Origin of the sequence: Paenibacillus sp. OSY-SE (assembly GCF_000283315.1) — a bacterium.
GTDB classification, from domain to species: domain Bacteria; phylum Bacillota; class Bacilli; order Paenibacillales; family Paenibacillaceae; genus Paenibacillus_B; species Paenibacillus_B profundus.
Genome location: NZ_ALKF01000147.1, coordinates 24411 through 36718 on the forward strand (window position 1 = coordinate 24411; position 12308 = coordinate 36718).

At 50.9% G+C, this 12308-nt stretch carries 11 protein-coding genes; 5 read left to right on the forward strand and 6 right to left on the reverse strand.

Annotated features, from left to right (window positions below; all coding sequences use genetic code 11):
- Window positions 1-74: 74 nt before the first annotated feature.
- From A372_RS0104460 to A372_RS0104480, 5 genes are all read right to left on the reverse strand, one after another.
- Window positions 75-959 (reverse strand): DMT family transporter, encoded by an 885-nt coding sequence (locus A372_RS0104460; RefSeq protein WP_019419643.1) that lies wholly within the window; start codon window positions 957-959, stop codon window positions 75-77.
- Window positions 940-2667 carry an amylo-alpha-1,6-glucosidase gene (locus tag A372_RS0104465; protein ID WP_026010899.1) on the reverse strand — a complete coding sequence of 576 codons (1728 nt, stop codon included), beginning with the start codon at window positions 2665-2667 and terminating at the stop codon, window positions 940-942. Before A372_RS0104465 ends, A372_RS0104460 begins: the two co-directional genes overlap by 20 nt.
- 18 nt (window positions 2668-2685) lie before the next feature.
- Window positions 2686-3507: a carbohydrate ABC transporter permease gene (locus tag A372_RS0104470; protein WP_019419645.1), complete on the reverse strand. Its 822-nt coding sequence runs from the start codon at window positions 3505-3507 to the stop codon at window positions 2686-2688.
- Window positions 3504-4445: a carbohydrate ABC transporter permease gene (locus tag A372_RS0104475; RefSeq protein WP_019419646.1), complete on the reverse strand. Its 942-nt coding sequence runs from the start codon at window positions 4443-4445 to the stop codon at window positions 3504-3506. Before A372_RS0104475 ends, A372_RS0104470 begins: the two co-directional genes overlap by 4 nt.
- Window positions 4446-4515: 70 nt before the next feature.
- Entirely contained in the window at window positions 4516-5760 is a 1245-nt protein-coding gene (locus A372_RS0104480) for an ABC transporter substrate-binding protein (protein ID WP_019419647.1), read from the reverse strand.
- Window positions 5761-6299: 539 nt separating this feature from the next.
- Between A372_RS0104480 and thyX the strand changes: the two genes are divergently transcribed.
- From thyX to A372_RS0104505, 4 genes are all read left to right on the forward strand, one after another.
- Window positions 6300-6989 carry an FAD-dependent thymidylate synthase gene (gene thyX, locus A372_RS0104490; RefSeq protein WP_019419648.1) on the forward strand — a complete coding sequence of 230 codons (690 nt, stop codon included), beginning with the start codon at window positions 6300-6302 and terminating at the stop codon, window positions 6987-6989.
- 199 nt (window positions 6990-7188) lie between these two features.
- A complete protein-coding gene (locus A372_RS0104495) occupies window positions 7189-7782 on the forward strand; it encodes a GNAT family N-acetyltransferase (RefSeq protein WP_019419649.1) in 594 nt (197 codons plus the stop codon).
- The gene (locus A372_RS0104500; protein WP_237728486.1) at window positions 7751-8563 is read left to right on the forward strand and encodes an aminoglycoside adenylyltransferase domain-containing protein; all 813 of its coding nucleotides are present in this window, start codon (window positions 7751-7753) and stop codon (window positions 8561-8563) included. The genes A372_RS0104495 and A372_RS0104500 overlap by 32 nt, the downstream gene beginning before the upstream one ends.
- A gap of 112 nt (window positions 8564-8675) precedes the next feature.
- Complete coding sequence (locus A372_RS0104505) at window positions 8676-11006, forward strand: prolyl oligopeptidase family serine peptidase (protein ID WP_019419651.1); 2331 nt, start codon at window positions 8676-8678, stop codon at window positions 11004-11006.
- Window positions 11007-11059: 53 nt separating this feature from the next.
- Here A372_RS0104505 and A372_RS0104510 read toward each other — a convergent pair whose 3' ends face one another.
- Window positions 11060-11620: a hypothetical protein gene (locus A372_RS0104510; protein WP_019419652.1), complete on the reverse strand. Its 561-nt coding sequence runs from the start codon at window positions 11618-11620 to the stop codon at window positions 11060-11062.
- 274 nt (window positions 11621-11894) lie between these two features.
- Here A372_RS0104510 and A372_RS0104515 point away from each other — a divergent pair, with 274 nt between their 5' ends.
- Window positions 11895-12257: a VOC family protein gene (locus A372_RS0104515; RefSeq protein ID WP_019419653.1), complete on the forward strand. Its 363-nt coding sequence runs from the start codon at window positions 11895-11897 to the stop codon at window positions 12255-12257.
- Window positions 12258-12308: the final 51 nt, after the last annotated feature.

Genomic DNA, 12308 nt, shown 5'->3' on the forward strand with positions numbered 1-12308 from the left:
CTCCTTACGTGAACGACGATGGGCCGCAGGTTGCTGCACCCCCGGCCCGTCTCATTCATTGTTTTGTGATGCGTCTAATTCATGCGCCGCCCCGATTTGTTTTGTAAAAAGCTGAGCTTCGTTTCTGCCGTCACGATCGCTATAAGTATCAAGATGCTGCCGGCGATCATGCGAGGCGTCATCATCTCATGCAGGATGAGCACGGAGAAAAGAGTGCCGAACAGCGCTTCCGTCGATAAAATAATGGCTGCTTTCGTCTCGGTCGTATATTTCTGCGCTATCGTCTGCAGGAGGAAAGCAATCGTCGTGCTGAAAATGCCCAAATACGATGCTGCTAGCAGCCCCTTCGTATTCATATTGATATCAAGCGTCTCCCCCCGGAACACGATGACGAGGAAAGACAGCAGGAACGCCACAATCATTTGGATAATAGTAAGTTCTATCGGATGATGCTTCTTAACGAATTCGCATGTAAAAAAAATATGAAGCGCAAAGAAAACGGCGCAAAGCAGCGTCAACCCATCCCCAATATTCAAGCTGAAGTTGAATTCCAAGGATAGGACACCGACACCAATCGCGGCCAGAACCGCACCCATTAATCCGTACTTGTCCAGCTTTCTCCGATATAAGAAATAACCGATAAACGGTACGATCACGACGTTGATGGCCGTCAAGAAGGCGTTCTTTGACGGAGTCGTATATTGCAAGCCGACCGTCTGCAGCGTAAAGGCAAGATACAGAAACACGCCCAACACGATACCTGCGCCGATCGTTGATTTGGTCAAAGTTCGGAAATACTTGCTGAAACAAACGGAAATCAGCACTGCGGCAATGAAAAAGCGGATGGCCATCACTTGATAAGGAGTTAACGATTCCAATGAGACCGCTCCGGCAACAAATCCGGTTCCCCAGATGATGGCAACTAGCAGCAGGCCAATTTCACCTGAATATTTTCTCATGATGTTCCTCCGGCGGTTGGATGGACTCTCTGGCCAGCATAAGGAATACACTTGATGTCCATGTAAAGGCCGGATCGACCAAGCCTTGCCCGCTGAACGGATCGAAGTTCTCCGCCATGTCGCCGACCAGCGTCAAATCCATAAATTTGTCAGCTAATCGAGATGCAAATTCATTATACCCATTGTGCCGCAAGGCATCAATGAATAAGTAGGTGACAGGCGCCCAGATCGGCCCCAGCCAGTAGCCATTGTCCCGGTACAAGGGGCTGTGATAGCTTTCCGTACATAAGCCATATCGCGCTTCGAATCTCTCGGCCAAGCCGTTCACGAGCGTTGCGGTCACTTCACTAGGCAGCCGGTAGCCGATTATGAGCGGCATATATAGAATCAAGCTGTCTTGATGCGCAATAATCCGGTCCTCTGGCGCATATCTCGCCACGAAGCGGCCATCCCGATACAGTCGCTCCATCAGCAGTCCGTATAGCTCATCCGCCTTGTCCGTCCATGCCTTTGCTTCATCCTCCCGCTCCAATTCGGCAGCCATGCCGCTCAAAATATCCAACTGGCGAATCAAATGCGCCGCCAGATCGGGCGCTTCCACCGGGATGCCGTCATGGAAGATGGAGGCGTTATCCCAGCCCGAATCGTTCCCATGGTTGTAGACCGGCAGCCGGGAAGCCACGGAGCGACGATGGTCGAGCCAATAGTTCGTCGCCCTCGCCAAGCTGTCATACATGCGGGCCACGATCTCCCGCTCATTGAACCATGCATTCCGCTCTCTCATGCGCGCGAAGGCCCATGCATGAATAGGCGGCTTGCAGCAATTGAAGGACAGGAACTTGTCGTTGATGAAATCGGCATATATGCCGCTCTCATCCTGATGCGCCATGAAGATGTCGAGTTGAGCCAAGGCAAGCTGCGGGTCGTGATCGCTCAGCATCATCGCATTGAAGCAGTTGTCCCAGCTCCAAATGTTGAACATCCAGTTTTTCGACATGTACATCGCGTAGTCCTTAAGCTGTCCCTCAGGGTGAACGACACACGACCAGGTGATATAGGCCGCCAGCCTGCGGGAAGGCTCATATCGCTCTGGAACCGCCGGCATCTGCCGCAGCCACTGCTCATAATGGCGCTCCACCCGTTCGCGCGCCTGTTCGTAATCTTCATACTCCTTCTTCCGCCATACCGTTTTATAGCTTTCAATGACGAAGACGCACCCTTCATCCTGATCGCCGTCTGGATTCATGATAAGCTCGATGCTGTCATTGCCGACCATCTTCCATGGAGCTTGGATGCAGGCATTCCCCTGGAGCAAGGTGAACATCAGCTTGATTTCCTTCGAATACAGATGATATTCCCATTGCTTCGGCCCGTAGGGCATGAGACTATCATAGCGCGTTTTCACGGCCGTCAGCTTCAGAGACACCCCAACAAGTCGGCAATGAATGATGTCTTCATCGCTGATGCACAGCTCGGCATACTCCGCTTGATTGTGCCGATGGATGATGCGCAGCCTCGTCTCCGTCACGTCGAGATCATAGGCGGCGGCCTGGCCGTCCTTCATAAGCTCCAGCACAAAGATGCTGCTCGGCGCTTCGTCTCCTCCATGCAAGTCCCTGACAACCAATCGATTCGTGTCCCTCTCTATGGACACTGCGAAATAGGAACCAAATCGGCTAAAGGGAATTCTGGAAATATCCAATTGCACAACCCCACCCCTTTTCTGCTATTTAATGGCGCCGCTAATTCCTTCCACGATATACTTCTGCGCATACAGGAAGGCAATGACAGGCGGGATAATCATCAAGATCGTAATCGACATGATCGGCAGAATCTGCAGTTCATGCACGCCCTTGAACGAGGCGAGGCCGAGCGCCAACGTATACTTGGTCCGATCCTGCAAGAAGATAAGAGGGCCCAAATAATCATTCCAGACGGACAGCATGTTCAATACGGCAATGAGCGTCAGCGGAGCCTGCATAATCGGCACGAATATTTTCCAATACGTCTGAAAGTCGTTCGCGCCGTCGATCTTGGCCGCATGCTCCAATTCCTTCGGAACGTTCATGAGGAACTGCCGCAGCAAAAACACATAGTAGGCCGAGCCAAAAAAAGCAGGCACGATAAGCGGCTTCAACGTGTTGATCCAGCCGAACAGATTGAACTGCATATATAACGGAATCATCGTGACGTCCCATGGAATCATCATCGTAGCCAGCAGCAGGATGAACAGGCCATTTTTGAATTTAAAATGGTATCTGGCAAAGCCGTAAGCGATTAACGAACAGGAAATCAATTGTCCGAGCGTCGTCAACACAGTGATCGTGACGGAATTCATGAGATACAGACCGAACGGTTGGGCTTTCCAAGCGTTCACGAAGTTAACGAATTGCGGCATGCCTGGAAAAATAGCCGGCGGATATTGATGGACTTCAGCTTCCGTCTTCAGGGCGGTCAGTACGATCCAGACAAAAGGAAGCAAGAAGTAAATCGCAAATCCGATTAAAAAAAGATAGACGATTGCTTTATGCCATTTGGACACTTTCATTTCTTCTTGCCCCCTCGTTTCCGTTCATGCTTGACTTCATTCTCATAGAACACCCATGCGGAAGAAGACTTGAAGATAAGCGCCGTCAACAGCAGGATGATGACGAACATGAACCAGGCGTTCGCACTGGCATATCCAAGCTTGTGATGCTTGAACGCATTATTGTACACGAACAATCCGTAGAAGTACGTCGATTTCAACGGGCCGCCGTTCGTCAGCAGCAAAACGAGCGTTAATTGCTGCAACGCGGATATCGTTGACGTTATCAAGTTAAAGAAAAGGGTCGGCGTAATGAGCGGAAGCGTAATGCTCGTAAATTGGCGGATGGAGCCCGCTCCGTCTATCGCTGCCGATTCATACAAATCCGGCGAGATGCCTTTAATATTTGTGTAGAAGATGAGCATCATCGTACCGACGCCCCATGCGCTGGCAATGACGATCGTGACGATGGCGCTGGCGGGATCGATCAGCCACTTTGGCCCTTCAATGCCGAGCAGCGACAAGGCATAGTTCAAAATGCCGTACTTGCTGTTGAAAATCCAGCCCCAAATAATCGATACGGCCACACCGGACACGACAGCGGGCAAATAAAAGATCGTCCGGAAAATTTTGACCCCTTTGACAGGCTGCGATATGAGCATCGCGAGAATCAACGAAGTGATTAAGCTCAGCGGCACATACAGGACCGCGAACTTCAGCGTGATAGCCAGCGACTTATAGAATTGGGGGTCATTCGTGAACATCTTCGTATAGTTTTCGAGTCCGACAAACTTGGGAGCAGACGTTACCGGCCAATCAAAAAAACTCATGACGAGCGAAAAAACTAACGGTCCGATCGTAAATAACAATAAACCGACGATCCAAGGTGAAATAAACAAATACGGAGTCAATTTTCCTATTATGCGGACTCTTTTATGTCGAGCAACTGCCTGTTCCATAGTGAACCTCCCGATAAGGATGGTATATTGAAGGAAAAAGGGGTGCGCACACCCCTTTTACCGCAACAACTTATTGTGCCGCCTCATCTAGAGCAGCCTTCGGATCCGTCATCGTGCTCGGATTAAAGATTTGCTCGAACACGAGTCCCAGCCGATCTGAGATTTCACTCCAGTTCTCTACTTTATACGAGGCTGGCGTATAATCCTGGCTTTGCTCCAGCATGTTGTAGAACACTTGCTTCCGTTCATCCTGCTGCAGCTTCTCGCTCTCGACCACGCTCTTTAATACAGGCAGCTCGTAATCGATGCGCGCCTTGTTCGCTTCTTCGCTCGTCCAAAATTTGATGAACTCCCAAGCGGCTTCTTTCTTCTTTGAATCCTTCGACATCGAAATACCGGAGGAAGATACGATGCTGACAGCGCTTCCATCGCGGAAAGCAGGCAGTTCGACAACGCCGAAGTTAATCCCGGCCTCTTTCAAGCTTCCGATTGACCAAGCTCCGTTACTGAACATGGCGACTTTACCGGATTTCATTTCGGTCGAGCCTGAACCTTCGGTCGTAATCGCATAGCCTTCTTTCAGCATGTTTTGGAACATCGTCAATACTTCAATCGATTTCTCGCTGTTGACGTTGCCTTGCAGATTGCCTTCCTTATCGACGTAAGCGGTTCCATTTCCCCATAAAAACATTTCAAAATCGTACGGATCCGGCTTACCCGAGAAGGCGAAGCCACTGATGCTCTCCTCTGGATTGTTCAGCTTCTTGGCCGCTGCCTGAAGATCATCCCATGTCCAGCCGCCCTTCGGGTAAGGCACCCCAGCCTTGTCGAACAAGTCCTTGTTGTAGTAAATAACATGTGTCGTGTAGCCTACAGGCAAGCCTAAAATCTTCCCGCCCGCAGAGTTGTAATTCCACAGCGTTTCATAGTAATTGTTTTTGAACTCGGCGCCCTCTTTCCCGATATATTCATCAAGCGGCTCCAGCGCGTCCTTGTAGGTCGGGTAATTCCACATGTACATCACGTCAGGAGCGTCTTTGGCGCCCATTCCCGCCGCAATCTTCGTATCGTATTCGCTGCCGTATGCCTCCAGGCTGACGTTAATGTCAGGATGGGCTTCATTGAACTTGTCGATCAATTGCTGCTGAAGCGACAGATTTTCTTCCGAATCCCAAGTGGCGAAGCGAACGGTCACTTTCCCGGCCGACTTGCCGTCTTGCGCTGGTTCAGCCGTCCCTCCTCCCCCACATGCCGACAGAAATAAAGAAGCAAGAATGACAACAATGAACCATGACTTGCCTTTCGCCTTTTGCATGAAAAGCACCCCTTACTTGTATTTGATTGCCTAACTACATTCATGCCATATCAGGATGTTGAACAAGCTGCGGATTCTAGAGAAACATGCACTGTACAATAAAAAATCCAATTACTACGTGAGTTGATCTAGGAGGTTGTATGCAAGATGCTAGATAAGACCACACCATCTGATGTACAGGGCCAGTCGGAATGGAGAAGATGTTGTTTCTCATTATATTTTTTACCATAGTAAAAAGTCAATATGTTTTACTTAAATAAATCGATTGAAAACACAATACCAGCTCTATTTTGCCCTTTATTTGCTAAAATCAGTTTATTTACCATCTTTATCATGGTTTTGTCTCTTTTTTTACTACAATAATTCTAGTTAAAACAAAATTTTTACTAAAGTATTTCAGTCCTCACATTCCCTTTTCACAAGTAAAAAGTAAAACAAAACGAAAAACATTTCAAAGCATGTCTGTCTGCCTTCAACCATGGAAAAATCTATGATAGGATATTTCTAGTTTGCGAAAAAAAGTGAGAGGAGCAGATAGAATGAAAATCAATGTGCTTGATCGCGGCTACGTCCGGCTCGTGGATCATATGGGCAGCGACTTGTCGGTCGTGAACAGCGCCCGAGTGTCCTATGCGAAGCAATCCAAGGAGCTGTCCCCCAATGACACGAAGCTCATCCAATTTCTCGCTAGGGAGGGGCATACGTCCCCATTCCGCCACGCAACTGTGCAATTGGAATTCTACGCGCCGCTCATGGTTGCCAGACAGCATTGGAAATATGTCGTCGGCAGTGATCATACGATGGACGCTTGGAATGAAGCATCGCGCAGATACATAACGATCGACGTCGAGAACTATGTGCCGCAGCCGCTGCAATGGCGCAGCAAACCGGAGCATTCCAAGCAGGGCAGCGGTGAACCTATGCGGGAAGACATCGGACGCGAAGCGACAGAACGGCTCATGCGCCAAATCGAGCAAGGAATGAAAGACTATGAGTGGGCACTGGATCAGGGCATCGCGCCGGAGCAAGCGCGGCTGCTCATTCCATCGGCATACGGTATGTACACCGCCTACTATTGGACCGCTTCCTTGCAATCGGTGAGCCACTTCTTGAATCAGCGGCTCGCGCACGATTCCCAGTACGAAATTCAGCAGTACGCTCAGGCTGTCTATGATCTCGTGCAGCCCCTGTTCCCTGTCTCGCTTGAACAGCTTCTTCATACGCCCTAAAAACGGGAATAACATGAATACCTTTATGAAAAAAATCGGTGCATCCGTTGCAAGCTCAAACGGGGTGTGCCGATTTTTTCGTTCATGCACACCAATCGCTTTTGCGCAGCACGTGAATTTTCCCCAACCATTTCTGACCCTAACCGTAATATCTTATAACTACCGCCAAATAACGGCGCTTTAGTAAAGGAGCTTGGACATGAGCACGAAAAATCTGTTTCAGGAATTCCCCTTGCTGCAGACTGAACGCTTGCGCCTCAGGCAAGTGACGGAACGGGATGCGCCGTCCATTCTTGAACTGTTCTCTGACCAAGAGGTCATCCGGTATGTTCCGCTGTCCCGCTTTACGACGACGGAACACGCGCTGCAGGAAATCGCATGGTATACGACCATTTTCCAAGAGCACACAGGACTTAGATGGGGCATCGAAATAAAGGATACGGGAAAGCTTATCGGAACGTGCGGCTTCCTAGACTACAAGCCGGATCATCGCCGGGCGGAGCTTGGCTACGACTTATCCCGCTCCTATTGGGGACACGGGATTATGCCAGAGGCCGCGCAAGCGGTCATCAACTTCGGCTTCGGCGTCATGGAGTTGAACAAAATTGCGGCCAGCATCGTTCCCGAAAATACCGCCTCAGGCAAGGTGCTGTCCAAGCTCGGATTCCGGCAAGAAGGACTATTGAGACAGCATGAGTTCGAGCATGGCAACTTCGTCGACCTTGCCGTCTACGCCATACTGCGCAAAGAGTACGAGGTTCATGAACGAGAACGGAGTTCTCGTCATGCATGACCGCATCCCACCATCCATCCACCCGCTGCTGCTGCAATATGCCGAACTGCTGCAGACCGAGCTGCCCGATGCATTCCATGGCGTGCACCTGTATGGTTCGATTGCGCTCGGGGCCTATGACGATCAGAAAAGCGATATCGACTTCGTCACAACCATCAATCGAAGCTTGACCGCTGACGAGCTGTCGCGCCTGAAGAATGTTCACCGACGTCTTCTGCGCTCGTCCCCGTCAGCCAAACGAATGGACGGCATGTACATTCGTCTGGAGGATGTGGGCAAAGTCAATGGCGAATTGCAGCCATACCCTTGCTGCGCCAGTGGAACGTTCAAGCCATCCGCTTATTGGGATGTGAACCATATTACGTGGTGGACATTGAAGCATCACGCCATTCCCGTAGCCGGCCGGGAACTGCAGCCTTTGATACGGACGGACTGGCGCGACGTGTCGGATACGCTGAAATATAACATCGAGGACTACTGGGCACAGAAGGCGGAGAAGCGGCTCTGCTTTTTGCTCGACGAATGGGTGGAAAGCGCGGTGCTCACCCTGTGCCGGATCGAATATACGCTGCAGGAACAACATATCATCTCGAAAGCAGGCGCCGGAGAGTATGCCCTTGCCGCGCTCCCTGCACAGTGGCACCCTCTGGTGAATGAGGCGCTGCGCATCCGCACCGGCAGCGGCACTGCGGCTTTCTCCTCCCGGTGGGGGAGGGCCACAACGACACAGCAGTTCCTTATGGAACGAATTCGTTTCTGCAAGGAGCATTACTTTTCATAATGAGAAGTGAGTCTGTCCGCTCACAATGTAAAGATTTCCATGAAATATGTAAGCCAGATAAAGGTGTATAATTAAATTTGAATAGATGTACATATAGAGAGGGGTTAACTAGATGAAGAAAAAAGTCATATCCGCGGCGCTCGCCGCTGTGCTCGTCGCATCCGTTCCGATGTCCGTGATGGCGCAGGAGCAGACCGCTGCCACGCCATGGTACAAGACTGGAGTCAACGCGCTTGTGTCGAAAGGGATTATCGGTGAAAATGCCGATCTCACCGCGACCGTGACAGTCAGCGACTTCGTACGCTATACCGTAACGGCACTCACTTACCAGCATGGTGTCGATCCGATGAAGGCAGCCGCTGCAGAGGGATGGATTGCCGATGGGGAATTTGCATCGGTTAACGCACCGGTTAAGCGCGGCGAAGTCGCTCGCATCTTGGTGCGTGCTTTCGATCAGGAGCAAGGTGAGACGAGCTTGGCTGAATATGCAGAGCGCGCGAAAGCACTCGGCCTGATGAAGGGCTACCCGGATGGAAAGCTGCATGAGCAAGAAACAGCAACGATTCGTGAAATCGCCTCGGCTCTGGATAACTACAAGAAGCTCGGCCTGTCCAAGATCGACAATAAAGGAGTGCCGCAGATTTCCGTAGAGGATTTCATGCGCAACCCGGGCAGCTTCGCCTACCAGCTTTCGACGGACGGCAACTATATTTCCTATGCCGCTCCATGGGAGAACCGCGCGAATATCTTCGTACAGAAGATGGACGGCTCCAGCGAGCCTGTCCGCGTCACTAGCTCGAAGGATCGCGACATTGCCGGATTCCTCTGGAAAGGCGATCATGTATTGTATTTGAAGGATAAGGGCGGAGATGAGAACTACCACCTGTATTCCGCAGCCTTCAACGACAACGAAGAGAAGGACTTGACGCCGTTTGATAAGGTCCGCGTCGGTCTCGTCAGCATGCTGTCCGGGGTGAAGGACGAAATCCTCATCACGATGAACAAAGACGATGCGAAAGTGTTCGACGTATACAAGCTGAACGTGAAAACGGGCGCAACCAAGCTCGTGGCCAAAAACCCGGGCAACATCCAAGCCTGGATTCCCGATCATGAAGGCAAAATCCGGCTCGCCGTAGCGTCAGACGGCATCGAAGGCGCCGTGCTGTACCGGAATACGGAAGCGGAGGAATTCAAACCGTTCATCACGATGGGAGCCGGAGATACCGTGAATCCGCTCGCGTTCTCCAAAGACAACAAGACCATCTATGCGGTATCCAACAAGGGCCGTGACAAAGCGGCGCTAGTTACGTACGATTTGCAGGGCAAGGAGAACGTGCTGTATTCACATCCAGATGTGGATCTAGCAGGCGCAATGTACGACGCGAAGCAAGACAAATTGCTAATGACTGCTTATATGACGGATAAAGTTCATGTGAAATTTTTCGATGATAAATTTGAAGCCTTGTACAAGAAGCTGCAGGACAAATTGAACGTATCGGAAAGCGAAATCGGCCTCAATGATTACAATCAAGATATGACCAAATTCATCGTCAGCATGTCCAACGATAAAACATATGGCATGTACTATTACTATGATTCCACAACCGATCAGTTGACGCCGCTTGCCAATTTGAGCGAATGGCTCAAATCCGACAATATGGCCGATATGCAACCGATCTCGTATAAGAGCAGAGATGGATTGACGATTCATGGATACTTGACGCTGCCGAAGAACAAGACGCCGGAACAGCTGCCGCTCATCGTCAACCCGCACGGCGGTCCTTGGGCGCGCGACATGTGGGGCTTCAATCCGGAAGTGCAGCTGCTTGCGAACCGCGGTTATGCCGTGCTGCAAGTCAATTTCCGCTCTTCGACTGGTTATGGCAAAGCGTTCCTGGATGCCGGAAACAAGCAATGGGGACGGAAAATTCAAAATGACATCACCGACGGCGTACAGTGGGCCATCAAGCAAGGTATTGCTGATCCCGATCGCGTCGGCATCTATGGAGCATCGTTCGGCGGATATGCGACTCTCGCAGGCATCACCTTCACGCCTGACATGTACGCGGCCGCTGTGGACTACGTAGGCGTGTCCAACATCTTCACGCTGCTTGATACGCTGCCTCCATATTGGGAGACGAACCGCAACATGTTCTATGAGCGTGTCGGCCATCCAGAGAAGGACAAGGAACTGCTCAAAGAGGTGTCGCCGGTATTCCATGCGGACAAAATCGTAACGCCGCTCTTCGTGGCTCAGGGCGCCAACGATCCGCGGGTGAACAAGGCGGAATCCGATCAAATCGTCGAGGCGCTGAAAAAGAGAGGCATCGATGTGGAGTACATGGTCAAAGACAATGAAGGCCACGGCTTCAACAACGAAGAGAACCGCATCGAGTTCTACAATGCCATGCTCAAGTTTCTGGATACGCATCTGAAAAAATAAGAAAATAAGACCAAAGAAGACACCGGGAATCATGTGCCCGGTGTCTTTTTTGCCTATCTTTGCGTTCGCTCTGCCAGCTCGGTAATCCAATACGCCAAGAATTCCTTCACCCGTTCATCTTCCTCAATGTGCAGCACACGTTGAAAAAGCCATCTCACACGCTCCTTCAGCGTCCGATCGCGCTGGCTGCATAATCCGAGCAGATCGACGCAATGCAGCCGTTCGGTCCCGGTTCCATATTCGAGCCAATCCACGTAAACCGCCGTACCACGGGCAATCTCACGCATACATTGCTCGTTCAGCCGCGAATGGCCGCTCTCCATGCTGACTTCCGCCGGTTCCCCGGACGCAATTTGAACAAGCAGTTCCAACATGAATGGCCGTGCCGCGTCCGTCGCGCGCTGCATGATGCCTAGCAAGCAGATGACGGTTGGAATAGCGGCTTCATATAACGCCCCTTGCACGACGACCGTATTCTCAATCTGACGGCAGGCTTGTTCCGCTTGTTGCACAGTGGCGGCTTGTTGCAGTTGAAGCAGGACGTTCGGCAGATGCTCCGTCGTGCCCGCCGCCCGGTACTCCGACCACGGGATGCGAGTGATGTCCCAAGCCATAGCATTTGGCACCTCTTTTGCAGAAGATTTCTTATTGCATAATCTACCTAACCATCTATAATAATCCGATCCGAAGAAGACATTAGCCTAGGGACAGCATATGCCTTTTGGCCGCAAGAAGTTCCTCGCAACGATGTCGCTGCCAAACGGTTGTGTCCGTGTTCAGTCGTATGATAGAATAATCAGAACATGCGTTCTTTAATCTGTATGCCCGTTTATGAATGTGAATAGAGGACAATCTATATTAATATTGCACGAAAAGGGGTGATGATGAATGATTAAGCAAATTTCTACGGTAGCCGTATATGTGGAAGATCAGCAAAGAGCGAAGCAATTCTGGACGGAGCAGGTCGGCTTTACCGTTACGGCCGAATTCCCGATGGGACCGAACACTTTCTGGCTGGAAGTCGGGCCTGAAGGCGCGCAATCTCGCCTCGTCCTTTACCCGAAATCGATGATGAGCAACTGGGAGGAGCAGAAGGCGTCCATCGTCTTCGAATCCGATGACGTGCTTGGCGCGTACGAGACGATGAAGGCTAAGGGCGTCGAATTTGCCGGTGAACCGCAGCAGATGCAGTGGGGCAACTACGTAAGCTTTAGAGACCTGGACGGCAATGAATTTCTGCTGAAGGGATAATAATCAAGACACGAAGAGCCGCTCCCATGTGATATGCTCCCATCATAGTAG

What these genes read in the sequence shown, in the direction of transcription:
- A372_RS0104460 (WP_019419643.1), bottom strand. Translation starts at nt 959, where the DNA reads ATGAGAAAATATTCAGGTGAAATTGGCCTGCTGCTAGTTGCCATCATC.
- A372_RS0104470 (WP_019419645.1), bottom strand. Translation starts at nt 3,507, where the DNA reads ATGAAAGTGTCCAAATGGCATAAAGCAATCGTCTATCTTTTTTTAATC.
- A372_RS0104475 (WP_019419646.1), bottom strand. Translation starts at nt 4,445, where the DNA reads ATGGAACAGGCAGTTGCTCGACATAAAAGAGTCCGCATAATAGGAAAA.
- A372_RS0104480 (WP_019419647.1), bottom strand. Translation starts at nt 5,760, where the DNA reads ATGCAAAAGGCGAAAGGCAAGTCATGGTTCATTGTTGTCATTCTTGCT.
- thyX (WP_019419648.1), top strand. Translation starts at nt 6,300, where the DNA reads ATGAAAATCAATGTGCTTGATCGCGGCTACGTCCGGCTCGTGGATCAT.
- A372_RS0104495 (WP_019419649.1), top strand. Translation starts at nt 7,189, where the DNA reads ATGAGCACGAAAAATCTGTTTCAGGAATTCCCCTTGCTGCAGACTGAA.
- A372_RS0104500 (WP_237728486.1), top strand. Translation starts at nt 7,751, where the DNA reads ATGAACGAGAACGGAGTTCTCGTCATGCATGACCGCATCCCACCATCC.
- A372_RS0104505 (WP_019419651.1), top strand. Translation starts at nt 8,676, where the DNA reads ATGAAGAAAAAAGTCATATCCGCGGCGCTCGCCGCTGTGCTCGTCGCA.
- A372_RS0104510 (WP_019419652.1), bottom strand. Translation starts at nt 11,620, where the DNA reads ATGGCTTGGGACATCACTCGCATCCCGTGGTCGGAGTACCGGGCGGCG.
- A372_RS0104515 (WP_019419653.1), top strand. Translation starts at nt 11,895, where the DNA reads ATGATTAAGCAAATTTCTACGGTAGCCGTATATGTGGAAGATCAGCAA.